Source organism: Telluria mixta, from assembly GCF_029223865.1.
GTDB lineage: Bacteria > Pseudomonadota > Gammaproteobacteria > Burkholderiales > Burkholderiaceae_D > Telluria > Telluria mixta.
This window is the reverse complement of sequence record NZ_CP119520.1, coordinates 6,567,637-6,593,408: the sequence shown is the minus strand read 5'-3', so window position 1 is coordinate 6,593,408 and position 25,772 is coordinate 6,567,637. Positions and strand designations below refer to the sequence as shown.

The following is a 25,772-nucleotide window of genomic DNA, read 5'->3' as shown; positions in this document are numbered from 1 at the left end:
GACGCCATGGCCGACCTGACTCTCGATCCCGCCCTCACCAACCGGTCCGACGGCCCGGTCATCATCGTGGCGGCCGGCAGCCAGGAAACGGTGCGCAGCTCGGGCGCGCACAGCCACTGCCGCGGCCAGCTGTTCGGGTCGACGCGCGGGCTGATCACGATCGGGGTGGACGAGGGCGTGTGGGTCGTGCCGACGACGCACGCCATCTGGGTGCCGCCGCACCGCGTGCATTGGGCGCGCTCGCACGGGCCGTTCCAGGGCTTTGCCGTCTACGTGGCCGAACCCGATTGCGCAGTGCTCCCTGCCGCGCCGTGCAGCATCCGCATGTCGGGCCTGCTGCGCGAGGCGATGCTGCGCGCCGCGCGTTGGCCGGCGGGGCCGCTGGATGCGCGCGGCGAGCGGCTGGCCGGCGTCATCCTGGACGAGATCGCGACGTCGCCCGTCGACGCGCTGGGCCTGCCGCTGCCGCGCGACGCGCGCCTGCTGCGCATTGCCCGCGCGCTCGCCGACGACCCGGCCGACGACCGCACCCTCGAGGACTGGGCCCGCTGGGCCGCCATCGGCGCCCGTTCGCTGAGCCGGCATTTCGTGGCCGAGACGGGTTTTACCTTCACCGCGTGGCGCCAGCGTGCGCGGCTGTTGCGGGCGCTCGAAATGCTGGCGGACGACGTGCCCGTCACGCGCATCGCGCTCGACCTCGGCTACTCGACGCCGAGCACCTTCATCGACCTGTTCCGCCGCACATTCGGCGCGACGCCGGCCGCGTACCGGCAGCGCTTCGTGGCCGCCTGACTCTCCTTGCAATCTTCGTCGCGGAGGCGATACTGGAAGTCCGATCATCGACTTTTCAGGGAGAGGATCATGAACGAGCAAGCCAACATCAGCCTGCTCAAACAGGCGTACGACGCCTATGGCAGGGGCGACATCCAGAGCCTGCTTGGCATGGTTGCGCAGGACGTCGACTGGGAACTGCCCGAGATCGAGGGCGTCCCGTTCACCGGCAAACGGCATGGCGTGTCCCAGGTGGCCGAGTTCTTCCGTATCCTGGCCGAATGCCAGGAGCCGCGCGAATTCAAGCCGGACCGCTTCATCGCCCAGGATGACCAGGTGGTCGTGCTGGGGCACGGCACGTTCGCAGTCAAGGCCACCGGCGCCGAGTTCAGCGGCGACTGGTGCCACATCTTCCGGGTCGCCGGCGGCAAGATCGCCAGCTTCAAGGAATACGACGATACCCACCAGGCCGCGCAGGCCTATCGGCCGCGGGGCGCAGGCGCGGGTATGGGGGCGCCACAGCCTTCCGTTCATTGACGTTCTGCTATCATGAGGGGCATGAAAATTGTCCCTCTCGAAGGCCGCCACGTGCGGCTCGAACCGTTCGACGAGACGCTCCGCGAACCCGTGCGGCGCGCGCTCGATTGCGATCCCGACGCGTGGCGCCTGTTCGCGATCAACGGGCAGGGTGAGGGCTTCGACGGCTTTTGGGACAGTCTCAACGCCCAGGTGGCGCAGGGTGGCTGGATCGCCTACGCCGTTCGTAGCGTCGCGACCGGCGCCGTGGTCGGTACCACCAGCTTCCTGAACATCAAGCCCACACGCCAGACCGTGGAGATCGGCGGCACGTTCCTCCATCCGGACGCACGCTCCACGCTCGTCAACGCGGAAGCGAAATACCTGATGCTGGCGCATGCGTTCGGGAGCGGCATGCGCCGCGTGGAGCTGCTGACGGACGCGCGCAATCTGCGCAGCCAGGCCGCCATCGCGAAACTGGGCGCCGTGCGCGAGGGCGTGCTGCGGCGCGAAAGAGTCACGTGGACGGGCCAGGTGCGCGACAGCGTGCTGTTCGCGATCACCGACCTCGATTGGCCGGACGTGCGGGCGCGCCTGGAGCGGAGGCTCGGCGTCCATTCTCTCGAGAGCGCGTGAACGTCGTCGAAAATCGGCTGGAAAGGAACGTGCTGCGAACTAAGCGGCTTCCGGTGCAGGCGGGGCCCATGGCACAGCGATGCCGTTCAGTCGACTGAACGGCATTTGAGGTCGATCGACCACCAGTCGGGCATGGCCAGGCGCGCATTTTGCCAGGGGGGTGACGGTCGAGTATGTCGACAGGTCGCTTTCCTGTAAAAGTGCTGCATGTCAGCGCTGCGCGAAAAACGCCGACGGCGAACAGCCGAACGTCTTCCTGAACATGTGCGAAAAGGCCGACTGGCTCGTATAGCCCAGTTCGTCCGCCACGCGCGACAAGGGCATCCCGCGCGCGATCAGCGGCGCCGCGTGCGCGAGGCGCACCTGCTGGCGCCATTCGGTGAAACTCATCCCCAGTTCGCGCTCGAACAGGCGCGCCAGCGTGCGTTCCGATGCGCCGACCTGGCGCGCCCAGTCGGCCAGCGTGTGCGTGGCGCCGGGGTCGTCGAGCAGGCGTTCGCACAGGCTTTGCAGGCGCTTGTCGCGCGGCAGCGGCACGCGGATCGGCAGCGCGGGCGAGCGCGCCAGTTCGTCCAGCATCAGTTCGGACAAGAGCGTCGCGCGCGGCGACGGTTCCAGTTGCGGCAGTTGTTCCAGTGCGAGGATCAGTTCGCGCAGCAGGGTGGACACCTCCAGCACGCGGCACGCCTCGCCAGGGAAGGGCGAGCGCGCGGCGTGGATGCGCACCGGGCGCAGGCGCACCGGTTCGAGCACCGTCACTTCGTGCACGACGCCGGGCGCCGTCCAGATCGCGCGCGACGGCGGCACGATCCAGCTGCTGCCGGCGGCCGTCAGGCGGATCACGCCTTCGCGCGCATAGGTCAGCTGGCCGAAGGTGTGCGTGTGCGGCGCGACGTTGTCGGACGCCTCCAGGTCGCGCGCCGTCAAGGTGACGGGCCGCGCCGGCGTCGGGTCGAAGCAGTCCGGGAACGGCTGCGTATGGTGTACGACGGGGATGCTCACGGATGTCCGATTCTCGATAGAAGTTGTCCTGCTATCGTAAATCAGTCGTGGACGTTTTGCCTACACTGGCGTTTTCACCTGGAGTAGATATGTCACAAGACAGCACCCTGCGCGCCGACGCGCGCGTGATCGCCCTGGTGGGCCTGGCCCACGGCACGTCGCATTTCTATCACCTGATCCTGGCCGCGCTGTTCCCCTGGCTGAAGCCCGCCTTCGGCCTCAGTTATGCGGAACTGGGCCTGCTGCTGACGGCGTTCTTCGTCGTCTCGGGCATCGGCCAGGCGCTGGCCGGCTTCGTCGTCGACAAGGTCGGCGCCCGCAGCGTGCTGTTCTTCGGCATGGCGATGCTGGGCGTCTCCGCCCTCGTGCTGTCGGTGGCCGGCAGCTACGCGGCGCTGATGGTGGGCGCGCTGCTGGCCGGCGTCGGCAACAGCATTTTTCACCCCGCCGACTATACGCTGCTGAACCAGCGCGTCTCGCGCGCCAGGCTGGCGCACGGCTTCTCGGTGCACGGCATCAGCGGCAACATCGGCTGGGCCGCGGCGCCGTTGTTCATGACGACGGTGGCGGTGTTCTCGAGCTGGCGCATGGCGCTGGCATCCGCCGCGATCCTGCCGTTCGCCGTGCTGGCCATCCTGGTCCTGAATCGGGCGCGCCTAGCCCCGGAAGCGAAGCCGGCCTCCGCACCGGCCGCCGCGAGCGGAGAAGGGACGCTGTCGTTCCTGCGCCTGCGGGCCGTGTGGATGTGCTTCGGCTTCTTCTTCCTGACGGCGGTGTCGCTGGGCGGCATCCAGGCCTTTTCCTCGATCGGCCTGATGCAGCTGTACGGCATCTCGCGCGAACTGGCGACGGGTTCGTACACGGCGTACATGCTGGCGTCCGCGGGCGGCATGCTGCTGGGCGGGTTCGTCGGTGCCGGGCGGCAGGACTACGACCGCACGGTCGCCATCGCCTTCGCCGTGGCCGCCGCGCTGGCCCTGCTGCTGGGACTGGCCGTCGTGCCGGGCTGGCTCGCGTTGCCGCTGATGGCGCTCGTCGGCTTCTTCTCGGGCATCGCGGGACCGTCGCGCGACCTGATGATCCGCGCGGCCGCGCCGAAGAATGCGACGGGGCGGGTGTATGGTGTCGTCTATTCGGGGCTGGATTCCGGGCTGTCCGTCGGGCCTGCCATGTTCGGGCTCGTGATGGACGCGGGGCATCCGGGATGGCTGTTTGCGGGGATTGCGCTGTTCCAGGCGCTGGCGATCGTCACGGCGGTGGGCGTGGGGGGCGGAACGCGCAGTGCCCGGTTGCAGAATGCGTGAGGTGGAGATGGCGTTTTCAGCGCGGGCATTTTCTCCAGTGGGTGTCGTGCCCGTCAATTCCGACGTCGAGTCGGTCGACTATCGCGATGGCGCATTGGTCATCGTTCTTGCAGGTGCGATGGATCCGGACCGGACAGTGCATGGGCTGACGGTGACATTCAGGGACGTGACGGGTTTTCGCCTGCTCGACGAATTCGACCTGGCGCGTTACTGGTTGTCCGACGGTTTCCCGCGCGGCAGCTTTGTCATGGAGGTGACCGCCGGCGGCTGGTCGGCGGAAGAAGACGCGCTCCAGGGGCTGGAGAAAAACCGGCGCGAGTGGCTCGTCGCTTCCGGTAACGCATCCGTCAGCGTGTTTTGCGCGACGGCGCCGACGCTTGTCGGCACGATGCGGAAGTTTACGGCGGACTAGAGCATTGCCCGATTCTGCGAAATCGACCGGTTGAATTCGAGCCAACTATTGCCGAGCTCCGTGATCCTGTAGTCGTTACCGACACGCTGCAAGAACATGTTCGATTCCAGCCAGATCCGGATTTCCTCGCTCATCATGGGCGCATCCGGGCCGCATTGAATACTGTTGAGCGCACGCACGCAGGCAAAATGCTTGAGCGCCTGCCGGCCTTTCGCAGTGATCACAGGCTTGCCGTCGTCATCCAGCCGGATCAGGGCAAACCGTTGCAATTCGACGGGACACTCGGCGAGCGCCATCCTGTGCATGCCGGTATCCGCTTCGAAGCGAAGACGGTGCAGGATCGCCATCGCTGCCGCGTCGAGCGTGACAGGTCCGTCGTCGTCAGTTGTCGTTGCATGTGGCTCCGCGGGCGCAGACGGCGCTTCACGACGTCGCTGCGCGCGGCGTTCCTCGGGAATGGCCAGCACACGCTCGACCAACTCCTCGTCGAGGCCGTTGCGCAAGAGGAGATTTTTCGCTGCGGCGTTGCCGAAACTGCGCCGCATGGCGAACATGGTGCGCAGGATTTTTGCGGTGACGCCATCGGTACGTCGATCTCCCAAGCGCCGATCAGGATGAGTAACGAGAGCCATGGTAGCCAAAAGACGTTTCGATGATTAATAATAACAAAAAATCATCGAAATCGGCGGCTCAGGCTGTCACCGCAGCTTTCCGACGATATCCGGGCCCACCGCCAGCCTGACGAACGGCGCCGGATCCTCTTCGCCCTTGCTGGCAATCCAGAACACGCTGGCCTTGCGGATCTTCCAGTCCTGCGCCGTCCCCGAAAAGATCAGCGACGCGACCTGGCCGAGCAGCGGCTGGTGCCCGACCACGACGACCGTATGCCTGTTGTCCGGCCAGCCGGCCGCTTCCAGGATGCGTTCCGCCGACGAATCCGTGTTCAGCGCTTCCACGGTGATGAACTTGCGGCCCAGCGCCTGCGCTGTCTGCACGCAGCGCGCGGCCGGGCTGGACAGGATGCGGCAGTGCGACGGCAGCTGGCGGTCGAGCCACGCGCCCACGCGCGACGCATGGCGCGCGCCCTTGGCCGTCAGCTCGCGCAACTGGTCGCCCTCGCGGTCGGGGACGTGCGGCTCAGCCTCGGCGTGGCGCCACAGGATCAGTTCCATGGTCGTTTTCCTTGTTATGTGCATGGGCGGTGCTCTGCGCGCCCAGCGTGTCCATCAAAAACTGCTGCGCGCTGAAGGCCGCCTGGCTGCCGCGTGACTTGCGGCGCTTGTAGCGGCCGTCGCTGCCCAGTTCCCAGGCGTTGACGTTGTCCTTCAAATAGACCTGCAGGCCCTCGCGCAGTACACGTTTCTTGAGCGCCGGCGAGCGGATGGGGAACGCGACTTCGACCCGGCGGAACAGGTTGCGGTTCATCCAGTCCGCGCTGCCCAGGTAGATGTCGTTCTTGAGATTGTTGCGGAAGTAGTAGACGCGCGTGTGCTCGAGGAAGCGGCCGACGATCGAGCGCACCCGGATATTCTCGGACAGCCCCGCCACGCCGGGCCGCAGCGAGCACGCGCCGCGCACGATCAGGTCGATGCGCACGCCGTCGGCCGACGCCTCGTACAGCGCGCGGATGACGGATTCGTCGGTCAGCGAATTCATCTTCGCGATGATGCGCGCCGGCTTGCCTTCGCGCGCGATCGCCGCTTCCTGCCGGATCGCCTTGACGATTTCCTTCTGCAGCGTGAACGGCGCCAGCCACATCGCCGACAGCTGCGTGGGCCGCGTCATGCTCGTGAGGTGGATGAACACCTCGTTGACGTCGGCCGTGAGCTCGTCGTCCGACGTGAGCAGTCCGAAGTCCGTGTAGAAGCGCGCCGTCGTCGGGTTGTAGTTGCCGGTGCCGAGGTGGGCGTAGCGGCGCAGGCCGTCCGGCTCGCGGCGCAGCACGAGCGCCATCTTCGCGTGCGTCTTGAGGCCCACGACGCCGTACACGACCTGGGCGCCGGCTTCTTCCAGCCGCTCGGCCCAGTTGATGTTGGCCTCTTCGTCGAAGCGTGCCATCAGTTCGACGATGACGGTGACTTCCTTGCCGCGCAGCGCCGCGTTGATCAGGGCTTCCATCAGCTCGGAATTCGAGCCGGCGCGGTAGATCGTCTGCTTGATCGCGACGACGTTCGGATCGGCCGCGGCGCAGCGCACGAATTCGATCACGGGCTGGAACGACTGGTACGGATGGTGCAGCAGGATGTCCTGCTTGCGCAGTACGGAGAACGTGTCGTGCGCGTTCACGAGCTTGGCGGGGAAGCCGGGAGAATAGGGCGTGAACTTGAGGTCCGGCCGGGCGTTGCTGTTGGCGATTTCGAGCAGGCGGCCCATGTTGACGGGACCGTCCACGGTGAACAGGCGCGAGCGGTCGATCGAGAACTGGTCGAGCAGGAAGTCGGCGAGATGTTTGGGACAGCCGCGCGCCACTTCCAGCCGCACCGCGAAGCCGTAGTTGCGGCTATGGAGTTCGCTCTGCAGTGCCTGGCGCAGGTTTTTGACTTCTTCCTCGTCGACCCACAGGTCGCTGTTGCGGGTGACGCGGAACTGCGAGTACGACACCACTTCGCGGCCCGTGAACAGGTCGGCCATGTGGGCCTGGATCACGGACGTAAGCAGGCAGTACGACGCCCCCGGCTTGTCCGACAGTTCGTCCGGCAGGCGGATCAGCCGCGGCAGCACGCGCGGCGCCTTCATGATCGCGATGCCGGTGCCGCGCCCGAACGCATCCTTGCCGGCCAGTTCGACGATGAAGTTCAGGCTCTTGTTGATCACGCGCGGGAACGGGTGCGCCGGGTCGAGGCCGACGGGCGTGAGGAGCGGGCGCACTTCCTTGTCGAAGTACTGCTTGACCCACGCCTTCTGCGCCGCGTTGCGGTCGGAGCGGCGCAGCAGGTGGATGCCGTTTGCGGACAGCTGCGGCAGGATCTGGTCGTTCAGCAGCGCATACTGGCGCCCGATGATCTGGCGGCATTCGTCGGCGGCGCCGTCCAGGTCGGCCTGGCCGGGATCGGGCCCGCCGTGTGCCTGGTGCTGGGCGAGCAGGCTGGCGACGCGGACCTCGAAGAATTCGTCGAGGTTGCTGGAGACGATGGTCAGGAAGCGCAGGCGTTCGAGCAGCGGGACGGACGGATCTTCCGCCTGTTCGAGCACGCGGCGATTGAATTCGAGCAGCGAGAGTTCGCGGTTGAGGAACAGGTGTGGGCTATCGGGCGGAAGCGCGGCAAGTGCCTCGTCCGTTTTTAACTTCATATCCATTTTTCGGGAATATTTCACTCGTGACAACGGAGTGTAGAAGCCGATTATGACAACATTGTGACAGAGAACGCTCTGCAGCGGCGCCCCGTCACAATTGATAGCCCGTTATTGCGCGTCGAATGTAAAACCGGAGGGATAACGGTGATAGCCGTCGAAGTCGGATTTCCCGACCGGGACGCCGGCCTGGCGCGCGATCGCATACACCATCGCATAGTGAAAAAAGAAGTTGGGTACGGCGTACATCTGGTAATACTCCGGGCCGGGCAGCGCCAGCTCCGCGAACCCGGCCGTCGTGTGGACGTTCACCGTGTCCATGCCGGCGAAATCCGCATCGGGTATCGCCGCTAGGTACGCCATCGTCCGTTCGAGTTCCGCGTAGATGCCCGCGAACGTGTCTTCCTCGGTGCGGAACGAGACGATCTCGCGGCGCGCCAGCGGGCAGGTGGCGCGCAGGGTGAAGCCGATCGCGACCCGGGCCTGCTGCAGCAGCGGGAACATGTCCGGATGCAGCCGGTGTTCCGCGACGCCGCCGCCGTGCGCCTCGGCCAGCTTCAGGATGGCCTCCAGCCGGCGCAGGTAGTGCAGGAAGAGCCGGGTCGGCGTCACCGTCATACGACCGTCTCGCGCACGCGCCGCAGGTCGTCGCGCGGCGGCCGTCCGAACATGCGGCTGTACTCGCGCGTAAACTGCGACGGGCTTTCGTAGCCGACCTGGTAGGCGACGGCCGCCACGTCGCAGCTGGCGGCCGCGAGCCGGGCCCGCGCCTCGTGCAGGCGGATCTGCTTCTGGTATTGCAGGGGACTCAGCGACGTGAAGTCCTTGAAATGGCGGAACAGCGACGACGCACTCATGCCGCTCACGGCTTCCAGCTGCTGCGTCGAGACGGGTTCCGCGTAGTGCTGCTGCAGCCAGCGGATCGCGCGGCCGATGCGCGACGCGCGGCTGTCCGCCAGGCCCACCTCGCGCAGCATCGGGCCGTGCGGGCCGGAGAGCAGGCGCCACAGGATCTCCTTTTCCAGCAGCGGCCGCAGGATGCGGACGTCGTCCGGATGGTCGAGCAGGGTGACGAGGCGCCCGACGGCGTCCAGCAGCTGGTGCGAGGCCGCATGCACGGCCATCGGCGTGGCGTCCGGCAGCGCCTCGGCTTCCGCTTCGACGATCAGGCCCGCGATCTCGGCCGGGCGCAGGGTGAGTGCGATGCCGAGGTAGGGTTCGTCCTCGCTGGCATGGGTCACCTGGCCGGTCGAGGGCATCGTCAGCGAGACGATCACGCAGTCGCCGGGGCCGTATTCGTAGGTGCGCCCGCCGATGGTCGAGCGCTTGCGGCCCTGCAGGATCAGGGCGAACATCGGCTCTTCGATGCCGCTCATCGGCAGGGTCGGCGCCGTGACCGAACGCACCCGCAGCCCGGGCACGATGCAGTCCGGGCCCGTGCCGGCGTGGCGCATGGCGAGGTGGCGGAGGTCGTGGAGAGTCATCATGGTGTCGTTCGATCGTCAAGGAGGCGCATGTCATTACGCGACAATGATCGTAACATGTTCGACGCTACCAAGACACATATGTATATCTATGGCTGTCCGGCCGGAACCCGGCCCGCGAGGCGGCGCCACCACGGTGGCCGCGCCGGGCGCTCGTACGCCTGGTCGGCGGGCACGGTGAGCGCGACCACCGTGCCGCCGCCCGCACCGGGTCCGATGTCGAGGTGCGCGCCGATGGCCGCCGCACGTTCGCGCATGCCCGCGAGGCCCCAGTGGCCGGGACGGGCGGCCTCGCGGATGCCGCGGCCGTCGTCGCGCACCCGCAGTTCGAACGCGTGCTCGCCGTAGACCACCTCCAGCACGACCTCGTTCGCATGCGCGTGGCGGAACGCGTTCTGCAGCGCCTCGCGGGCGATGAAACACGTTTCCTGGGCGACGTCGCGGCACAGCGTGCGGCGCTGGCCCTCCACGCGCACGTCGAAGCGCACGCCGAACTGCTCGCCGAGAATATGGCCCAGCGGGACGACCGCGCCGACGAGGTCCTCGGCCGGCGCTGCCGCGCCGCGCAGCGCCGTCAGTTCGTCGCGGCCTTCGCGCAGGGCGTTTCTCGCCTGTTCGAGCGTGCGGTCGATGAGGGGCCGGTCGGGACAGTCCCGCGGCAGCCGGTCGCGCGCGTGCTCGAACAGCATCAGCAGGGCCTGCACGGATTGCATCAGCGTGTCGTGCAAGGTGCGCGCGATGCGTTCGCGTTCGCCCGCGCGCTCCTGCAGCAGGCGGCGCAGCTGCAAGGTCACCCGGCGCAGGCGCAGGCGGTACAGCAGCCAGGCGCCCAGCGCGAGGAGGGCGGCGCACAGCGCCTTGAACGGCGCGCCCTGCACGAACGTGGGCGCGATCGTGACGTCGAGCGCGGCGCCCGCCGGGTTTCACACGCCGTCCTCGTTGGCGGCGCTGACGATGAAGCGGTAGCTGCCCGGTCCCAGGCGCGTGTAATAGGCGGTGCGGCGCGGGCCGGCGTCGCGCCAGTCGTCGTCCACGCCTTCCAGGCGGTAGCGGAAGCGCACCCGTTCCGGCATCGTGAAGCTGGGTGCGGTGTACGCGATCTGCAGGTCTTGCGTGCCTGCCGGCAGGGTCAAGGGGCCCGTCGCATCGAGACTGCGTCCGCCGGCGGACACGCTTAGGACATGCACGGGCGGCGCCATCCCGTTGCGCGGCAGGCGCGCCGGATCGATCCACGCGGCGCCGTCGGTGCCGTGCAGCCACAGGCGGCCGTCGGGCGTCTCCAGCAGGCTCGATTGCCCCGAGCGGAACTGCGCGATGCCGGGGTAGCCGTCGGTCGCGTCGAACAAATCGTAGGTGGCGATGGTGCCGGCCGGCGCCTTCAGGAACGCGCGCCACTGCGCGGCCGGGATGCGGACGAGGCCGCGGCTGCCGTTCAGCCACAGGTCGCCGTCGGCGCGCAGCAGCATGCCCGTAATGCCGGCCAGCGCCTGCGGATCGGCGAGGCGGACCGGGACGAAGCGGCCGGCGGACAGCATCGACAAACCCTTGTCGCCGGCCACTAGTGTTACGCCGCCGGCATCGTAAACGCGGGCCACGACGCCGACGCCCAGGCCGTCCGCGCTGCCGTAGCGCCTCACCTGCCCCTCGCGCAGGCTCACCACGGTGCTGTCGCGGTAGCCGAACCACACCGTGCCGTCGGCACCGCGCGCCATGCAGATGGGTTCCGGGTCCGGAACGCCATACTCGTGCGCGGGATGCCAGCGGTCGCCGGTCCACCGGTACAGCTTGTCGTACGCGAACCCGGCCCACAGGCCGCGGCCGTCGTCCAGCATCGTGCGGACGCCCGCATCCATCGCGGCTTGCGGCACGCCATCCGGGAACGGGATGCGGGTACGGCCGCTGCCCTTGCGGCGTTCGATGTATCCCGCGCGCGACAGGAGCAGGGCGCCGTCGACCGCGGTGGCAAGTCCCTGCACGTCGCGCTCCGGCTGGTCCTCGGGGCCGGCCGCACCGTAGACCCACAGGCGCGGCTGGCGCGTGCTCTCGGCCCGGGCCCACAGGCGGCCGCCGTCGTCCACCGCGAGGGCCGCATACGAATACCCCGCCGGGAGACCCATCGACACGATGCGGTCGCGCCGGAAACGGTCGACGCCGCGCCGCGTGCCGAGCCAGACATTGCCTTCGCGGTCCTCGAACATCGTCATCGCATCGCCGCTGACCAGGCTCGCGGGCGCGTGTTCGCCAGGGTCGGTCCGCGGGTACCAGACGCCGGTACGCGCCAGCGCGTCCGGAGACATCCGGTAGAGTCCGATGCCGGCATGCCACAGGTTGCCGTCGCGGTCGAAGATGGCATCGAACGAGTACGACGTCGTCCACCAGTCGCGCGGCTTCGGCGGCGTGGCGAGGCGTTCCGGCAGGCGCGTCACGCGGTCCAGGTACCACAGCCAAAGGTGCCCGTCGCGGTCGGGCATGACGTTGAAATGCTGACCTGTCAGGCCGCTCGGCACGAAGCGGTCGACACCGGGATCGCGATAAAACAGCGCGTTCTCGGTATTCACCCACAACCGACCCGTCGGATCGCGGCGCAAGCCTTCCGACCTCCCGTCCAGTCCCCAGTCGGCACCGATCTTGTGCCAGCGGCTGCCGTCCAGCATGAACAGGCCCTTGCTCGTCGCGGCCCAGGTGCGCCCGCGCTCGTCCGCCACGATCGAATACACCGTGCCGGGCTCGTAGCCGTCGGCCTCCGAATAATGGCGCAGCCGGCCGTCGCGGACCACCGACATGCCCGCATAGCGGTACCCGATCCACAGCGACCCGTCGGGAAACGCGCGCACCGTCGCGATCACGTTGGACAGCAGGGGCTGCCCGCCCAGCGAGCGGATGTGCTCGAAGCGCACGCCGTCGAAGCGGTACAGGCCGGACGGCGTGGCGAACCACATGAAGCCGTCGCGGTCCTGCGTCATTTCCCACACGTCGCCCGGCATGCCGTCCTTGCTCGTCCAAGCGTCGTGGTGCAGCTGGGAGATCGAGAGCGTGGGGTCGAGCGCGTGCGCGCTGCCGGACAACAGGACGAGAGTGAAGGCGATGGCGGAGCGGAACATTCGTCGGATTGTAAAGCACGCGGCAACTGCGCGCCTATACGAACGGATACTGGCGATGCGCAGGGCGGGGGACTACCATGACTTCGTAGGTGCACCACCGCTTATCCACCAATCCCTCTCAGAGGATCATCCCATGAGCAATCCAAAACTCGAAGTGCTGACGCCGCAGAACAGCCAGATCATCTTCATCGATCACCAGCCGCAGATGGCATTCGGCGTGCAGTCCATCGACCGCCAGGTCCTGAAGAACAACACCGTCGGCCTCGCCAAGGCCGCCCGCACGTTCAACATCCCGACGACCATCACCACCGTCGAGACGCAAGGCTTCTCGGGCTACACCTACCCGGAACTGCTGGACGTGTTCCCGAACCAGCCCATCCTCGAGCGCACCTCGATGAACTCGTGGGACGACCAGAAAGTGCGCGACGCGCTGGCTGCCAACGGCCGCAAGAAGATCGTCGTCGCCGGCCTGTGGACGGAAGTCTGCAACACCACCTTCGCCCTGTGCGCGATGCTGGAAGGCGGCTACGAGATCTACATGGTCGCGGACGCCTCGGGCGGCACGACCAAGGAAGCTCACGACTACGCCATGCAGCGCATGATCCAGGCCGGCGTCGTGCCGGTGACCTGGCAGCAGGTGCTGCTGGAGTGGCAGCGGGACTGGGCGCACAAGGACACCTATGACGCCGTGACCGGCATCGCCAAGGAGCACTCGGGCGCGTACGGCATGGGCATCGACTACGCGTACACGATGGTGCACAAGGCACCGCAGCGCGGCACCACCAGCCACGAAACGCTGGCGCCGGTACCAGCACGCTGATTTTTTGCGTGCGCCGGCCAACCCGGCATGCGCATCCGCGGCCCCGCGCCTATCCGGTCCGGGGCCGCTCCCGCCATTCATCCACAGGGGGATGTATGAAGTTCTACCTGGTTTCCTTGGCAGTCGGCCTGCTGGTCGGCTGCATCTACGCATTGCTGCAGGTCCGTTCTCCGGCGCCGCCCGCGATCGCGCTGATCGGCCTGTTCGGCATGCTCGTGGGCGAGCAGGCCGTGCCCATCGCCAAGCGCCTGATCTCCGGCGAGCCCGTCACCATTTCCTGGTTTCGCAGCGAGTGCGTGAGCAGCATCAGCGGCGTGACGCCGCCGCCCGCACCGACGACGGACAACAAGGCCGGCCATGATCGCGCAGCCTGACGGCAGCCAGACCGTGCTGGTGGTCGACGACGACGACACCGTCCGCACCGGCATGCTCGGCCTGCTGCGCGCGGCCGGCTACGCGGCCGAAGGCTTCTGCAGCGCGGCCGCCGCGCTCGATGGCTGCGACCCCGTGCGCGCCCATTGCGCCGTGCTCGACATCCACATCGGCATACCGGACGGCTTCGCGCTGCGCGAAAGCCTGCGCGCGCTGGCGCCGAGCCTGCCCGTCATCTTCATTACGGGCGACGACGATCCGGCGCTCGTCCAGCGCGCGGGCAGCGTCGGCGCGCTGACGCTGCTGCTCAAGCCGGTCGACGCCGACTGCCTGCTGGCGCTGATCGATTCGATCCCGGTGCCGCCGGACGCCATCCAGTGATGGCCGCGCCTCCGCACAACCCGGTATTTTCCGCTATGCTTGCGTCTGCAACAGACGAGGAGGCAGGCATGGGCGAGCGGATGGTGATGGTGGTGGACGACGATGCGAACGTGCGTTCCGGCCTCGAACACCTGCTCGAGGCGGAGGGGTACGACGTGCGCGCGTTCGCCGACGCCGCCGACTTCCTCGTGCAGCCGGCACCGCCCGTGCCGGCCTGCCTGATCCTCGACATGCAGATGCCGCAGCTGGACGGCATGAGCGTGCTGCAGCACATGGCAGAGCGCCACCTGGCGCTCCCCGTCATCTTCCTGACCGGCCACGGCACGATCCCGCTGTCCGTGGCCGCGATGAAGGCCGGCGCCAACGAATTCCTCACCAAGCCCGTCGATCCGGACGCGCTGCTGGCCGCCGTCGACGAGGCGCTGGCCAGCGATGCGAGCCGCATCGCGCAGCGCAGCGAAGTCGACGAACTGGCGCGCCGCCACGCTCAGCTCACGCCGCGCGAGCGCGAGGTGTTCGGGCTCGCCATCGGCGGGTTGTTGAACAAGCAGATCGCGGACGAGATGGGCATCAGCGAGATCATGGCCAAGGTCCACAAGCGCAACCTGATGCAGAAGATGCAGACGCGCACGCTGGCCGAACTGGTGCGCATGGCCGAGAAGCTCGGCATCGAGAGCGTGCGCAGCCGTTGAGGCTACCGGGTCACGGGGACCGCGACGATTTTGCCGTCCGGGTCGAGCTCGAACGTCACCCGGGCATCCTTGAAGAACAGCTTCCAGAAGATCGATTTCTTCACATAGTCCACGGTGCCATAACCGTCGGGCGCTTCGACATCCTTGATGCCGTATTTTTCCATGACGCCGACCGTGGCGGTCCACCATTCCGTATCGTAGTGGACGGGCTGGGACCCGAGCAGGACGAGCGCGCCGTCGAACGCGATCTCCTTGAAATACGCGGTCTCCAGCTCGCGCTGTTCGGCGACCGACCAGTAGCGCCTGAGGTTCGCAACGGCGAACTTCGCGTAGGGATCGGCGTCGGGCGGCATCGCTTGCGCGGCCTGCCTGCGCAACTCGTCGATGATTTCGGTGAATTCCCATGCCTGCGTGCCGCCATGCCACATCACGAGGCTGTCCCGCGCGATGATCTTTTTCCTGCCGGCGGTGAACACATAATTCGCGCAGGCGGAAGCGCAGTAGAACGTGACCCGGACGTCGGCGTTCTTCTGCCGCACCCACCTGCCCAGCTTGATGCCGGCGCCGAGGATGCCGCCGGGCGAGAAAATGGACAGCAGCGTGACCGGTTTGTCGTCGTTCAGCCGGATGAACTCGTCGACCGATTTCATCGTCAACGGGCCAGCGAAACGGACCTCGTCGGCGAACGCCGGCGCCGCCGCGAGGTACGAGACGACGGCGCAGATCGCGATGCGCCGGAACGGAATCAACATGTGCTGGCCTGTCGTGGATATCGATAACATATCCGATTCTACCGAACGTGGCAGGGCAGAGGCTCACACATTGTCACGTGATCCGGCGCGCGGCCGGATCACGTTCACACATCAACCCTTGATGAAGGCGAGGATGTCGGCGTTGATGACGTCCGCGTGCGTGGTCGGCATCCCGTGCGGGAAGCCTTTATAGGTCTTCAGCGTGCCGTTCGGGAGCAGCTTGGCGGACAGCACGCCGGAGTCGGCGTACGGCACGATCTGGTCGTCGTCGCCGTGCTGGACCAGGACGGGCAGGGTGATCTTCTTGAGGTCCGCCGTGAAGTCGGTCTGCGAGAACGCGACCACGCCATCATAATGGGCCTTGGCGCCGCCCATCATGCCCTGGCGCCACCAGTTCTGGATGATGCCTTCCTGCGGCTTCACGCCCGGACGGTTGAAGCCGTAGAACGGGCCGGACGGCAGGTCGCGGTAGAACTGCGCGCGGTTCGTCGCCACCTGCTGCTGGATGCCGTCGAACACGTCCTTCGGCAGGCCGCCCGGGTTGGCGGCGGTCTTGACCATGATCGGCGGCACGGCCGCGATCAGCACGGCTTTCGATGCGCGCGACTGGCCGTGGCGCGCCAGGTAGCGCACGACTTCGCCGCCGCCCGTCGAGTGGCCGACGTGGATCGCGCCTTTCAGGTCCAGGTGCTGGACGACGGCCGCGAGGTCGTCGGCGTAGTGGTCCATGTCGTGGCCGGAGCCGACCTGCGTGGAACGGCCGTGGCCGCGGCGGTCGTGCGCGATCACGCGGAAACCGCGCTGCACGAAGTACATCATCTGCGAATCCCAGTCGTCCGAGCTCAGCGGCCAGCCGTGCGAGAACACGATCGGCGTGCCGCTGCCCCAGTCCTTGTAGAAGATGTCGACGCCGTCCTTCGTGCGCACGAAGCTCGACGTCATGCGGGCGGCGCCGCCTTTCGGTTCCGTCGCGGCCTGGGCCGATCCGGCGACAGCCATCATGGCCAGGGGCAGCGCGGCGGCGCCGCCCAGCATGCTGCGGCGCTTGGCGTTCATATCGTTCATATCGTTCATATCGTTTTCCCTTCTCGTTTGGATGTTGTTGTGATGAACCGATGTTCAGGTACTACGATGCCCGATGCGAGCGGTAAAAACCACTCGCCGGAATGTAGGGATCACGCGGCTGCAGGTGCCGCTTCGAGGGCCGGCCAGTCCAGCAGCACGAGCCACGCGAGCAGCGCGAGCGCGGGCAGGAAGCACCAGAACCCGACCGCCATCCACGCCATGCCGCCCGCGATGCAGCCGAGCGCGAACGCGAGCACGGGCCAGAAGAACTTCACGAAGCGCGCCTTGACGGCCGGTGTGGCGCGGCCCGTGGCCAGGTCCGTCATGTCGATCAGCAGTTCCGTCACGTTGCCGGTCATGACCGTGGTCGGCGCGATGCGGCCCAGCTGCAGCTTGCCGACGGCGTTCTGCACGCCCATCGCGGCCGTGCCCAGCATGCCGGTCACGAGGACGAGCGGCGCTTCGGGACCGGCCAGCGGTGACGCGGCGAGGCCCGCGATCGTGAACAGCGCCAGCAGTACGAACTGCATGCCCAGCAGCGGACGGGCCGGATTGTGGCCGAGGCGCGCGCAGCGCACGTCCATCAGGCGCGCCACGACGACGCCGGCCGCGAACGCGGGAATCGCGAGGAATTTCAGCGGCAGCACGCCGGCGTGCGACGGCCGTGCGAGCTCGCTGCCGATGAGGACGAAGTTGCCCGTCACGTGCGCCGTGAACAGGCCGAACAGGCCGACGAATGCCGACGTGTCGATGTAGCCGGCCAGCAGGCCGAGGCCGACGCCGAGCGTCAGGTCGCCGGGTTTCATGGATAGATGCATACGGGCCTCCTCAGAACGCAAAGCAGCTGCAGCCGAACGCGCCCCAGAACGCGCTGAAATCCGACACCGGCACGTCCGACTTGCGGGCGCGGTCGTGCGCATGCGCGTGCACGGAACAGGCGCCGCGGCACTGGTGGGGCAGTTTCGCGGCAACCGCTTGCTGGGCGGGGCGGTAATGGCCCGGCACCTTCGCGACGGGCGACCACTCGGGCAGCACGGGAATGGCCGGCGGAGCCAGCTTGTCGAACGGACCCTGGCCGTACACGATGCGCCCGCCCACGACGGTCAGCACGGATTCGATGGCCTTGATGGCTTCCTCGTCCACGCGGAAGTAGTCGGCGGACAGCACCGCGAGGTCGGCCAGCATGCCTGCCTGGATGCGGCCTTTCTGACCCTGCTCGCTGGAGAACCAGGCGCTGCCCGCGGTCCACAATTCGAGCGCCGTGTGGCGGTCGAGACGCGAGCCGGCATCGTACAGGCGCAGGCCGCCGACGGTGCGGCCGGAGACGAGCCAGTACAACGCCGTCCACGGGTTGTAGCTCGCCACGCGGGTCGCGTCCGTGCCGGCGCCGACGGGCACGCCCGCATCCAGCATGCGCTTGATCGGCGGCGTCGATTCGGCCGCCTTGGCGCCGTAGCGGTCGACGAAGTATTCGCCCTGGAAGGCCATGCGGTGCTGGATCGCGATGCCGCCGCCCAGCGCTTTGACGCGCTCGATGTTGCGCGGGGTGATGGTCTCGGCGTGGTCGAACATCCAGCGCAGGCCATTGAACGGGATCTCGCGGTCGACCTTCTCGAACACGTCCAGCATGCGCGAGATGGATTCGTCGTACGTCGCGTGCAGGCGGAACGGCCAGCGGCTCGACACGAGGTGGCGCACGACCTGTTCCAGTTCCGCTTCCATGCCGGCCGGCAGGTCCGGGCGCGGTTCCAGGAAGTCTTCGAAGTCGGCGGCGGAAAACACGAGCATCTCGCCCGCGCCGTTGTGGCGGTACCAGTCGCTGCCCTGGCCCGGCGTCACCATCTCCGTCCACTTCTTGAAATCGTCGAGCTCCTTGCCCTTGTTCTGCGTGAACAGGTTGTAGGCGATGCGGATGGTCAGCTGGTCTTGCGCGGCCAATTGTTCGACGACCTGGTAATCCTCGGGATAATTCTGGAAACCGCCGCCCGCGTCGATGGCGCTCGTGAGACCGAGGCGGTTCAGTTCGCGCATGAAGTGGCGCGTCGAATTGATCTGCTGTTCGAGCGGCAGCTTCGGACCCTTGGCCAGCGTGGCGTACAGGATCATCGCGTTGGGGCGCGCGATCAGCATGCCGGTCGGGTTGCCGGCGGCGTCGCGCACGATCTCTCCGCCCGGCGGGTTCGGCGTCGTCTTGTCGTAGCCGACGGCGCGCAGCGCGGCGCGGTTGAGCAGGGCGCGGTCGTACAGGTGCAGCACGAACACGGGCGTGTCGGGTGCGGCCGCGTTGAGTTCCTCGAGGGTCGGCATGCGCTGTTCCGCGAACTGGAATTCGTTCCAGCCGCCGACCACGCGTACCCATTGCGGGTTCGGGGTGCGGTCAGCCTGCTCCTTCAGCATGCGCAGCGCATCGGCCAGCGACGGCACGCCTTCCCAGCGCAGTTCGAGGTTGTAATTCAGGCCGCCGCGGATCAGGTGCAGGTGCGAGTCGTTCAGGCCCGGGATGACGGTGTGGCCGTCCAGGTCGATCACGCGGGTCGCGTCGCCGCGGTGGCGCATGACGTCGGCGGCGGCCCCGACGGCGACGAAGCGGCCGTCGGCGATGGCGACCGCGTCCGCCTGCGGGTTGGTGCGGTCCAGTGTGTGGAAGCGGCCGTTGGTGAGGATCAGGTCGGCGATGGCAGGTGGTTTCATGGTTTCCTCCAGAATGTAAATATATTACTGCGCGCGGCTGTACTGCAGCGGCGACTGGCCCGTGCTGCGGCGGAAGCTGCGGCAGAAATGGCTCTGGTCGGCGAAATGCAACAGCATGGCGATCTCGCACACGCTGTGGCGGCGGTCCAGCAGCAGCCGGCGCGCGTGCTCGAGACGCCGGCGCATCAGGTAGCGCATGGGCGGGTCGCCCGTCGTGGCGCGGAACAGGCGCGAAAAATAGTGGCGCGACAGCCCGGCGTGACCGGCGAGGTCCGCCAGCGTGAGCGGCTCGGTCAGGTGGTCGTCGATGTAGCGGCAGACGCGCGCCACGTTGGCGGCGGGCGGGGTGTCATGCATGGTTGCGGCTTTCGGTGGAAGGCGTGATGCCGGCCGCGCTGCGCACGGGCAGCACGACCCGGAACAGCGCACCGTGCGGCTCGGCGGCTGTGCATTCGATGCGGCCGCCATGCGCTTCGACGATGGCGCGACTGATCGACAGGCCGACGCCGGTGCCGTGCGGCTTGGTCGAATACAGGGCGTCGAAGATGCGTTCGCGGTCGGCGGCGGCGATGCCGGGGCCGTTGTCGCGCACGCGCAGCTCGACGAGCGCAGGGCCGGCCGGCACGGATTCCAGCACGATGCGGCGCGGCCGGTCGCTGACGCCGGCCAGGGCCTCGATCGCGTTGAGCAGCAGGTTGATGAGCACCTGCTGGATCTGGGCGCGGCTTGCGTGGATCTGGCGTTCCGGCAGCAGCAGACGGGTTTCCAGATGCACGTTCTGGCGCACCATCAGCGCGCGCAGCAGTTGCGCCACTTCGCCGACCGCCGTGTCGAGTGCGAACATGCTGGCCGCTTCGCCCTCGCGCCGCGCCAGGCCGCGCACGCTGCGCACGATGTCGCCCGCCTGTCTGCCGCATGCGCTGATCTGTTCCAGCGCTTCCAGCGCACGCGTCGTGTCGGGCTGGCCGCGGCGCAGCCAGCGTCGGGCGGCGGCCGCGTGCAGCAGGATCGCGGCCAGCGGCTGGTTGACCTCGTGCGCGATCGTGATGCCGAGTTCTCCGACCGTGCCCGCGCGGGCGGCGCGCGTCTGCTGGTCGTGGTCGGGCGTGGCGGGCGTGGCGTCCCAAGCCTGCATCAGGTCGCGTACGCGGCCGTGGGCGCCCCAGTCGCGCCAGGTGTCCAGCGCGAGCTTGCGGTAGCCCGGCAGCGCGCCGGCGAGGCCGCCGCGGGCGCACAGGCCGGCGGCGCCTTCCCAGGCCAGCGCGGCGATCCACGCCTGGCCGACCGTCTGCGCCTGGGCGGCCGCACGTTCGTAGGCGGTCAGCGCCCGGCCCGCACCGGCCGCATCCTGTTCAGCCGCTTGCGCGAGCAGCGCCATCGCGCCGGCCACGTCGGGCGCGCGCCGGGCCCACGCCTGCAGCGCGCGGCGGTGCGCGCGCAGGGCGGCCGTGGTACCGGGTACATGCTCCACGCGCGCCAGCGTCAATGCGCCGAACAGGTGGTAAGTCAGCAGCTCGCACGGCGGCGTGACCGGCGTGACGAGCTGGCGGGCGGCGGCCAGTGCCGCGCGGGCCGCGCCCGTTTCGCCACGCAGCCACGCCGCCTGCAGGCAGCCGAGCCAGCACCCGAACTGCATGGCATCCGCGGGCACCGCCGGCACGTACGGCGTGCGCGGGCCGTCGGCCAGTGCGCGGTACAGCGCGAGGCGGCTGTCCAGCTGGCTGGTGGCGACGGAAACGTTGCCAAACGGGACCGACTGACGGACGGCGTCGGCATAATGCAGCAGTTCGGCCAACGGCGCGCCGCACAGCAGGCGCACGCCTGTCCACAGGACGGCGTTGCGGGCCACGGTATCGGGACGGCCGGCCTCCAGGCGGCAGGCTTCGGCCTGCAGCAGCGCCGCTTCGCGCAGCGGTGCGCAGCGCGAGAGCACGAGGGTGGCGTGGGCGCGCAGCACGGCGCCGGCGACGGCGCGCGCATCGTCATGGCGGGCGCGGACGGCGCAGGCTTCGGCCAGCCGCATGGCGCGGCGGCCGCCGTGAAAGCGTTCGAGGGCGACGGCCGCCAGCAGGACGGCGGCCAGCAGCGTCGCATCGCACGGGCCGTCCAGCAGGGCGCGGCGGATTTCCGCTTCGATCAGCGCGCCGGGCAGGCGGCCGGCGTTGAACGCATCCTGCAGCGCGTCTGCCAGCGCGGGGTGGGCGGTCAGCAGGGGGACGTCGGTCAGCGTGGGCATGCCGGCGTCGCACAGCAGGTGCCACGCGCGCCGGCAGGCGTCGATCTGGGGCTCGGACGCCGCAGCGCCGGCGTCGGGCGGGGCACAAGCAGGGTCGGTAGGTACGGTCGTTCGATTCATCTGCGCGCTCAAGAATGCCGCCGGCGGGAGTTGGGCCGGGGCGGAACCAGTATCGCGGCCTTGTAGGACAATCCCCTCATACGAAAGGATGATCGATGCGGGTATTGACGCAGAGGGGTGCATGGCGTGGGTAAGCATCGCGGTCTCAGGCGGGGAAGGGCCGCCCGAGCAGCGGCAGGTCGTGGCGGCGCGCGCCGGTGGCGTCGGCCAGCGCGTTCGCGAGCGCGGCCGCCATCGGGCCCTGCGCGGCCTCCGCCACACCCAAAAAGGGTAGACCGGGCTGGTCCAGCAGGTCGACGTCGATGCGTTCCGGAACGCCGGAAAAGCGCAGGATCGGATACGTGCTCCAGTCCATGCTGGCGATGCCGTCCGGGCCGTAGCGCAACTGCTCGTGCAGGGTCCAGCTGGCCGCCTGGATGATGCCGCCTTCCAGCTGGTTGCGCGCGCCGTCCGGATTCACGACCTGGCCGCAGTCGGCTGCGCAGGCCACGCGGACGATGCGCACGGTGTTCTTGTCCTTGTCGACGGCCAGTTCCAGCGCGATCGCTACGTAGGCCATGATGTTCTTGTACTGGCCGAAGCCGAAACCGTAGCCGTGCCCCGGCGCCGGTTTCGTCTTGCCCCAGCCGAAGCGCGCGGCCGCCTTCTCGATCACGGCGCGGGCGCGCGGTTCCTCGGCCAGATGGTCGAGGCGCAGGCGCACCGGGTCGACGCCGGCCAGCTTCGCCAGCTGGTCCATCGTCCCCTCGATCGTCGTGATGTTGATGTGCGCCCCGAGCGAGCGCATCGCGGAGCTGCGCAGCGGCGTCACGGGGAGAAAATGGTTCACGACGCGCGCGTTCGGGATGGCGTACAGCGGCAGCGCGTTGCGGTCGCCGCCGCCTTCCGGCATCGGCATCGGCTGTGATGGCGACGGCGCGATCGGTTTGGAAAGCAGCCATGCGGGGACCAGCTTCCCGGCATTGCCGGGGCGTTCGTTGTGCGACCCGCTCCACAGTGCGTAGTCCCAGTGCGAGATGCGGCCCTGGCCGTCGAGCGCGGCGCGCACGGTCGTCACCATCGCGGGTGCGTACGGCTCCCACAGGTTTTCCTGGTCGCGCATCAGCTGCACGCGCACGGGTACGCCGGGTACGGCGCGGGCCAGCAGCGCAGCGTCCGCCGCCACGTCGTCGGCGCCGTTCTGGCCGTAGCAGCCGGACCCCTCCGTGTGGATGCAGCGGACCTTATCGAGCGGCATGCCGGTCAGCTCCGCCAGCGCGGCGCGCAGCGGGTACACGCCCTGCGTGTGCGTCCAGACCGTCAGCATGTCCCCGTCCAGCCGGGCGACGGCGCACGACGGCCCGATCGAGCCGTGCATCACGTACTGCTTCGTGTAGCGGGCAGACACGCCCGGGCCGGCGGCCGGCTGGTCGACGTGGCCGCGGTCGAGGATCTTGATGTGCTGCGCCGGCAGCTGCTGCAGGGTCGCGTGGATGGCGTCCGCTTGCGGCATTGGCGTGCCGCCTTGCCATTGAGCGTTCGCCGCCAGCGCATTCATCGCCAGGATCGCGCGCCATTCGTCGTCCGCCAGCACGGCCAGGTAGTCGCCGTCGCGCACCACCCGGCGCACGCCGGGCAGGCGTCGGACGGCGTCGAGATCCGCGCGCACGAGCTTCGCACCGGGACGCGGCGGCCGCACGACGCGGGCGTGCAGCATGCCGGGCAGGCGCATGTCCTGCACGTAGGCCGCGCCGCCCGTGACTTTCGCCGGGATGTCGAAGCGGGCCAGTGGCTTGCCGATCAGGCGGTAGCGCGCGGGCGGGCGCAGCGGCGACGTCTCGCTGGCCGCGCGGTGCAGGCCCGCGGCATCCAGACCGCGCAGCGCCTCGCCGTAATGCATGCTGCGGCCATCCGGGGCGACCGCGCGGCCCGCGCGCAGCGTGACCGTCTCCGGCCCCACCCGCCACTGCGCCGCCGCGCCCTGGCGCAGCAATGCCGCCACCTGGCTTGACGCATGCAGCAGCGCGCTGCCGCTGTCGGCCATGGTGTGGCTGCCGGCCGTGAAACCTTCGTTGGGCGTGCGCGCCGTATCGCCCTGCACGAACTCGATGTCGCCCGGCTGCAGTTCCAGTTGTTCGAGTGCGACCTGCGCGAGCGCCGTGCGCACGCCGGTGCCCAGTTCAACCTTGCCGCTGAAGACCGTGACCTTGCCGTCCGGCGCCACGCGGATCCACGCGTCCAGGAACGGCGTGCGTTGCAGGCTGCCCGCGAGTTTCGGATTGGCGACCGGCGGCACGCCCATGCCATTGAATTCGGCGCGCGCGGCGCGCGGCAGCAGCGCGAACGCGAGGACGAGGGCGCCCCCTTCGAGGAAGGCGCGGCGGCCGTGATTCACGCCGCTCATGCCGGTTCTCCGGCCGCGGCGCGGATGGCCGCGAGGATGCGGTGGTGCGTGCCGCAGCGGCACAGATTCGGTTCCATGTGGCGGCGGATCTGCTCGTCGGTCGGATGCGGCACCTTGTCCAGCAGGGCCTGCGCACGCACGATCATCCCGGCGATGCAATAGCCGCACTGTGCGGCCTGGTGCTCGATGAACGCGGCCTGCAGCTTGCCCGGCTTCGCGGCGCTGCCCAGGCCCTCCACGGTGCGCACCTTGCGTCCGGCGCAGGCGGCCAGCGGGGTCACGCAGGAAAACACGGGCTTGCCGTCCAGCTGGACGGTACAGGCGCCGCACTGGCCCATGCCGCAGCCGAACTTGGCGCCGTTCAGGTGCAATTCATTGCGCAGCACGTACAGCAGCGGGGTGGCGGGATCCGCGTGCAGGTCGTGTGCGCGGCCGTTGACTTCGACTTTCGTCATGGTTGCATCTCCTTGCGCAGCTTGCGGCTGGCGGCGGCCACGTCGGGCCAGGCGGGACGGCCGGCGCCGGTCCGCACCCACGCGGCCAGTTCGGCGACCTGGGCGTCGGACAGTACGTCGGCGAACGGCGGCATGTAGGCGGCCGCCGCGCCGCCGGGCGCAGGGCGTTCCCACGGGATCCCGTGCAGCACGGTCTGGATGAAATTGGCAGGGTCGTCGCCCAGCACGGCGCTGCTGCGGGCGAGGCCCGGGCGGCCGCCGAGCCGCATCATCGGCGCGGCCGGCGCGTGGCAACCCACGCAGGCGGCCGCGAACAGGGCGGCGCCGGACGTTGTGGTCTGTGCGGCGACGGAGACGGCCGTAGCGGCCGCGGGCTGCTGGATCGTCATCAGATAAGATGCCATCGCTTCGACGTCCGCGCGCGGCACGCCGGCCAGCCGTTCCGTCACGGGCCGCATCGGGCCCTTCGCGGCGCCGTGCGCGAGCGACAGGCCGCCTTGCAGGTAGTCCGCCAGTTCGTCGCGCGTCCATGGCGCGCTGCCTTGCGCGAGGCGCGTGAGGGCGGGCGCGTGCCAGCCGTCGACGGTGCCGCCCTGGAACGCCGGACTGCGCTCGCCGCCCAGCAGGTTCATGCCGCTGTGGCAGGACGCGCAGTGGCCCAGCGTGTCGACGAGATAGCGGCCCCGCTCGACCTGGCCCGTGCCGGGCGTGGCGCCATCGCCTGGACGCAGGTACAGCGCGTTCCAGAACGCGAGCAGCGGACGGAAATTCAGCGGGAACACGAGGTCGTTGGCCGGCTGTTTCACTTTCACCGGCGGGCGCGACATCAGGTAGGCGTAGGCCAGTTCGATGTCCTCGTCGGACATGCGCGTGTAGTGGATGTAGGGGAAGGCGGGATAGAGCAGGTGGCCGTCGCGCGCCGCGCCTTCGCGCAGCGCGCGCTTGAACGCGGCGCTCGTCCAGCGGCCGATGCCCGTATCGGGGTCGGGCGTGATGTTGGTGCTGTAGATGATGCCGAACGGCGTCTTCAGGCCCAGGCCGCCGGCATACGCGGGACCGTCCGGCGCGGTATGGCAGACCATGCAGTCGCCCAGCGCCACGATACGGGCGCCGGCCGCGAGGACGGCGGCCGAGGGCGGGGACGGCGGCCCGGCCGCCGGCGCGAGCGCGGCCGGGCGGGTCCAGGCATACAGGCCGCCGAATGCGATGACCACGAAGGCCGTGCCGGCGGCGGCGAGGGTGCGAAGTCTCATCGAGGGTTCCTGGATGTTGTTGCGGCAATTGTCGA

26 protein-coding genes are annotated in these 25,772 nt (G+C 68.7%); 9 read left to right on the top strand and 17 right to left on the bottom strand.

What is annotated here, in order from left to right; translation table 11 throughout:
- Positions 1 to 6 precede the first annotated feature (6 nt).
- The 3 genes from P0M04_RS29095 (at position 7) to P0M04_RS29085 (ending at position 1,923) form a co-directional block, all read left to right on the top strand.
- Positions 7 to 792: an AraC family transcriptional regulator gene (locus P0M04_RS29095; protein WP_259450873.1), complete on the top strand. Its 786-nt coding sequence runs from the start codon at positions 7 to 9 to the stop codon at positions 790 to 792.
- A gap of 69 nt (positions 793 to 861) precedes the next feature.
- Positions 862 to 1,308, top strand: coding sequence for a nuclear transport factor 2 family protein (locus P0M04_RS29090; protein ID WP_259450874.1), 447 nt, complete (start codon positions 862 to 864; stop codon positions 1,306 to 1,308).
- 21 nt (positions 1,309 to 1,329) lie between these two features.
- Positions 1,330 to 1,923 carry a GNAT family N-acetyltransferase gene (locus P0M04_RS29085; RefSeq protein WP_259450875.1) on the top strand — a complete coding sequence of 198 codons (594 nt, stop codon included), beginning with the start codon at positions 1,330 to 1,332 and terminating at the stop codon, positions 1,921 to 1,923.
- A gap of 210 nt (positions 1,924 to 2,133) precedes the next feature.
- Here P0M04_RS29085 and P0M04_RS29080 read toward each other — a convergent pair whose 3' ends face one another.
- Positions 2,134 to 2,925: an AraC family transcriptional regulator gene (locus tag P0M04_RS29080; RefSeq protein WP_259450876.1), complete on the bottom strand. Its 792-nt coding sequence runs from the start codon at positions 2,923 to 2,925 to the stop codon at positions 2,134 to 2,136.
- 89 nt (positions 2,926 to 3,014) lie between these two features.
- On the opposite strand from P0M04_RS29080, the gene P0M04_RS29075 reads away from it, so the two are divergent.
- Positions 3,015 to 4,229, top strand: coding sequence for an MFS transporter (locus tag P0M04_RS29075; protein ID WP_259450877.1), 1,215 nt, complete (start codon positions 3,015 to 3,017; stop codon positions 4,227 to 4,229).
- Positions 4,222 to 4,641 carry a hypothetical protein gene (locus P0M04_RS29070; RefSeq protein WP_259450878.1) on the top strand — a complete coding sequence of 140 codons (420 nt, stop codon included), beginning with the start codon at positions 4,222 to 4,224 and terminating at the stop codon, positions 4,639 to 4,641. The genes P0M04_RS29075 and P0M04_RS29070 overlap by 8 nt, the downstream gene beginning before the upstream one ends.
- Here P0M04_RS29070 and P0M04_RS29065 read toward each other — a convergent pair.
- The 7 genes from P0M04_RS29065 to P0M04_RS29035 all read right to left on the bottom strand — a co-directional run bounded on the left by P0M04_RS29065 (position 4,638) and on the right by P0M04_RS29035 (position 12,517).
- Positions 4,638 to 5,273 carry a hypothetical protein gene (locus P0M04_RS29065; protein WP_259450879.1) on the bottom strand — a complete coding sequence of 212 codons (636 nt, stop codon included), beginning with the start codon at positions 5,271 to 5,273 and terminating at the stop codon, positions 4,638 to 4,640. The genes P0M04_RS29070 and P0M04_RS29065 overlap by 4 nt on opposite strands.
- Before the next feature lie 66 nt (positions 5,274 to 5,339).
- A complete protein-coding gene (locus P0M04_RS29060; protein ID WP_259450880.1) occupies positions 5,340 to 5,813 on the bottom strand; it encodes a SixA phosphatase family protein in 474 nt (157 codons plus the stop codon).
- Positions 5,779 to 7,938, bottom strand: coding sequence for a polyphosphate kinase 1 (ppk1, locus tag P0M04_RS29055; RefSeq protein ID WP_259450881.1), 2,160 nt, complete (start codon positions 7,936 to 7,938; stop codon positions 5,779 to 5,781). Before ppk1 ends, P0M04_RS29060 begins: the two co-directional genes overlap by 35 nt.
- Positions 7,939 to 8,043: 105 nt before the next feature.
- Positions 8,044 to 8,550, bottom strand: a complete 507-nt coding sequence (locus tag P0M04_RS29050; protein WP_259450882.1) for a DUF1993 domain-containing protein — start codon at positions 8,548 to 8,550, stop codon at positions 8,044 to 8,046.
- Positions 8,547 to 9,419 (bottom strand): AraC family transcriptional regulator, encoded by an 873-nt coding sequence (locus tag P0M04_RS29045; RefSeq protein ID WP_259450883.1) that lies wholly within the window; start codon positions 9,417 to 9,419, stop codon positions 8,547 to 8,549. The genes P0M04_RS29050 and P0M04_RS29045 overlap by 4 nt, the downstream gene beginning before the upstream one ends.
- 86 nt (positions 9,420 to 9,505) lie before the next feature.
- Entirely contained in the window at positions 9,506 to 10,294 is a 789-nt protein-coding gene (locus tag P0M04_RS29040; protein WP_259450884.1) for a sensor histidine kinase, read from the bottom strand.
- Between the two features lie 45 nt (positions 10,295 to 10,339).
- On the bottom strand, positions 10,340 to 12,517 hold the full coding sequence (locus P0M04_RS29035) for a ligand-binding sensor domain-containing protein (RefSeq protein ID WP_259450885.1): 2,178 nt from the start codon (positions 12,515 to 12,517) through the stop codon (positions 10,340 to 10,342).
- A gap of 133 nt (positions 12,518 to 12,650) precedes the next feature.
- Here P0M04_RS29035 and P0M04_RS29030 point away from each other — a divergent pair, with 133 nt between their 5' ends.
- The 4 genes from P0M04_RS29030 to P0M04_RS29015 all read left to right on the top strand — a co-directional run bounded on the left by P0M04_RS29030 (position 12,651) and on the right by P0M04_RS29015 (position 14,782).
- Positions 12,651 to 13,337: a hydrolase gene (locus P0M04_RS29030; protein WP_036235836.1), complete on the top strand. Its 687-nt coding sequence runs from the start codon at positions 12,651 to 12,653 to the stop codon at positions 13,335 to 13,337.
- A 95-nt stretch (positions 13,338 to 13,432) separates the two neighbouring features.
- Complete coding sequence (locus P0M04_RS29025) at positions 13,433 to 13,711, top strand: XapX domain-containing protein (RefSeq protein ID WP_259450886.1); 279 nt, start codon at positions 13,433 to 13,435, stop codon at positions 13,709 to 13,711.
- Positions 13,695 to 14,090, top strand: coding sequence for a response regulator (locus P0M04_RS29020; protein ID WP_259450887.1), 396 nt, complete (start codon positions 13,695 to 13,697; stop codon positions 14,088 to 14,090). Before P0M04_RS29025 ends, P0M04_RS29020 begins: the two co-directional genes overlap by 17 nt.
- Positions 14,091 to 14,158: 68 nt before the next feature.
- Positions 14,159 to 14,782, top strand: a complete 624-nt coding sequence (locus P0M04_RS29015; protein ID WP_259450888.1) for a response regulator transcription factor — start codon at positions 14,159 to 14,161, stop codon at positions 14,780 to 14,782.
- 2 nt (positions 14,783 to 14,784) lie between these two features.
- Here the strand turns inward: P0M04_RS29015 and P0M04_RS29010 are convergent, their stop codons facing one another.
- From P0M04_RS29010 to P0M04_RS28970, 9 genes are all read right to left on the bottom strand, one after another.
- Positions 14,785 to 15,534, bottom strand: coding sequence for a hypothetical protein (locus tag P0M04_RS29010; RefSeq protein ID WP_259450889.1), 750 nt, complete (start codon positions 15,532 to 15,534; stop codon positions 14,785 to 14,787).
- A gap of 111 nt (positions 15,535 to 15,645) precedes the next feature.
- Positions 15,646 to 16,476, bottom strand: a complete 831-nt coding sequence (locus P0M04_RS29005) for an alpha/beta fold hydrolase (RefSeq protein WP_259451214.1) — start codon at positions 16,474 to 16,476, stop codon at positions 15,646 to 15,648.
- Between the two features lie 233 nt (positions 16,477 to 16,709).
- Positions 16,710 to 17,417 carry a YoaK family protein gene (locus P0M04_RS29000; protein WP_259450890.1) on the bottom strand — a complete coding sequence of 236 codons (708 nt, stop codon included), beginning with the start codon at positions 17,415 to 17,417 and terminating at the stop codon, positions 16,710 to 16,712.
- Between the two features lie 10 nt (positions 17,418 to 17,427).
- Positions 17,428 to 19,290 (bottom strand): amidohydrolase, encoded by a 1,863-nt coding sequence (locus P0M04_RS28995; RefSeq protein WP_259450891.1) that lies wholly within the window; start codon positions 19,288 to 19,290, stop codon positions 17,428 to 17,430.
- A gap of 24 nt (positions 19,291 to 19,314) precedes the next feature.
- A complete protein-coding gene (locus P0M04_RS28990; protein ID WP_259450892.1) occupies positions 19,315 to 19,647 on the bottom strand; it encodes a helix-turn-helix domain-containing protein in 333 nt (110 codons plus the stop codon).
- On the bottom strand, positions 19,640 to 21,646 hold the full coding sequence (locus tag P0M04_RS28985) for a sensor histidine kinase (protein ID WP_259450893.1): 2,007 nt from the start codon (positions 21,644 to 21,646) through the stop codon (positions 19,640 to 19,642). Before P0M04_RS28985 ends, P0M04_RS28990 begins: the two co-directional genes overlap by 8 nt.
- A 145-nt stretch (positions 21,647 to 21,791) precedes the next feature.
- A complete protein-coding gene (locus P0M04_RS28980) occupies positions 21,792 to 24,029 on the bottom strand; it encodes a xanthine dehydrogenase family protein molybdopterin-binding subunit (protein ID WP_259450894.1) in 2,238 nt (745 codons plus the stop codon).
- Positions 24,026 to 24,484, bottom strand: a complete 459-nt coding sequence (locus P0M04_RS28975) for a (2Fe-2S)-binding protein (protein WP_259450895.1) — start codon at positions 24,482 to 24,484, stop codon at positions 24,026 to 24,028. The genes P0M04_RS28980 and P0M04_RS28975 overlap by 4 nt, the downstream gene beginning before the upstream one ends.
- Complete coding sequence (locus P0M04_RS28970) at positions 24,481 to 25,737, bottom strand: c-type cytochrome (protein ID WP_259450896.1); 1,257 nt, start codon at positions 25,735 to 25,737, stop codon at positions 24,481 to 24,483. Before P0M04_RS28970 ends, P0M04_RS28975 begins: the two co-directional genes overlap by 4 nt.
- Between the last annotated feature and the right edge of the window lie 35 nt (positions 25,738 to 25,772).

Coding starts and splice junctions, on each gene's coding strand:
- P0M04_RS29015 (WP_259450888.1), top strand. CDS start 14,159: ATGGGCGAGCGGATGGTGATGGTGGTGGACGACGATGCGAACGTGCGT.
- P0M04_RS29060 (WP_259450880.1), bottom strand. CDS start 5,813: ATGGAACTGATCCTGTGGCGCCACGCCGAGGCTGAGCCGCACGTCCCC.
- P0M04_RS29095 (WP_259450873.1), top strand. CDS start 7: ATGGCCGACCTGACTCTCGATCCCGCCCTCACCAACCGGTCCGACGGC.
- P0M04_RS29070 (WP_259450878.1), top strand. CDS start 4,222: ATGCGTGAGGTGGAGATGGCGTTTTCAGCGCGGGCATTTTCTCCAGTG.
- P0M04_RS28970 (WP_259450896.1), bottom strand. CDS start 25,737: ATGAGACTTCGCACCCTCGCCGCCGCCGGCACGGCCTTCGTGGTCATC.
- P0M04_RS29000 (WP_259450890.1), bottom strand. CDS start 17,417: ATGCATCTATCCATGAAACCCGGCGACCTGACGCTCGGCGTCGGCCTC.
- P0M04_RS28975 (WP_259450895.1), bottom strand. CDS start 24,484: ATGACGAAAGTCGAAGTCAACGGCCGCGCACACGACCTGCACGCGGAT.
- P0M04_RS29005 (WP_259451214.1), bottom strand. CDS start 16,476: ATGACGTCGAGCTTCGTGCGCACGAAGGACGGCGTCGACATCTTCTAC.
- P0M04_RS29090 (WP_259450874.1), top strand. CDS start 862: ATGAACGAGCAAGCCAACATCAGCCTGCTCAAACAGGCGTACGACGCC.
- P0M04_RS29075 (WP_259450877.1), top strand. CDS start 3,015: ATGTCACAAGACAGCACCCTGCGCGCCGACGCGCGCGTGATCGCCCTG.
- P0M04_RS28980 (WP_259450894.1), bottom strand. CDS start 24,029: ATGAGCGGCGTGAATCACGGCCGCCGCGCCTTCCTCGAAGGGGGCGCC.
- P0M04_RS29020 (WP_259450887.1), top strand. CDS start 13,695: ATGATCGCGCAGCCTGACGGCAGCCAGACCGTGCTGGTGGTCGACGAC.
- P0M04_RS28995 (WP_259450891.1), bottom strand. CDS start 19,290: ATGAAACCACCTGCCATCGCCGACCTGATCCTCACCAACGGCCGCTTC.
- P0M04_RS28990 (WP_259450892.1), bottom strand. CDS start 19,647: ATGCATGACACCCCGCCCGCCGCCAACGTGGCGCGCGTCTGCCGCTAC.
- P0M04_RS29025 (WP_259450886.1), top strand. CDS start 13,433: ATGAAGTTCTACCTGGTTTCCTTGGCAGTCGGCCTGCTGGTCGGCTGC.
- P0M04_RS28985 (WP_259450893.1), bottom strand. CDS start 21,646: ATGAATCGAACGACCGTACCTACCGACCCTGCTTGTGCCCCGCCCGAC.
- P0M04_RS29050 (WP_259450882.1), bottom strand. CDS start 8,550: ATGACGGTGACGCCGACCCGGCTCTTCCTGCACTACCTGCGCCGGCTG.
- P0M04_RS29010 (WP_259450889.1), bottom strand. CDS start 15,534: ATGTTGATTCCGTTCCGGCGCATCGCGATCTGCGCCGTCGTCTCGTAC.
- P0M04_RS29035 (WP_259450885.1), bottom strand. CDS start 12,517: ATGTTCCGCTCCGCCATCGCCTTCACTCTCGTCCTGTTGTCCGGCAGC.
- P0M04_RS29045 (WP_259450883.1), bottom strand. CDS start 9,419: ATGATGACTCTCCACGACCTCCGCCACCTCGCCATGCGCCACGCCGGC.
- P0M04_RS29085 (WP_259450875.1), top strand. CDS start 1,330: ATGAAAATTGTCCCTCTCGAAGGCCGCCACGTGCGGCTCGAACCGTTC.
- P0M04_RS29065 (WP_259450879.1), bottom strand. CDS start 5,273: ATGGCTCTCGTTACTCATCCTGATCGGCGCTTGGGAGATCGACGTACC.
- P0M04_RS29030 (WP_036235836.1), top strand. CDS start 12,651: ATGAGCAATCCAAAACTCGAAGTGCTGACGCCGCAGAACAGCCAGATC.
- ppk1 (WP_259450881.1), bottom strand. CDS start 7,938: ATGGATATGAAGTTAAAAACGGACGAGGCACTTGCCGCGCTTCCGCCC.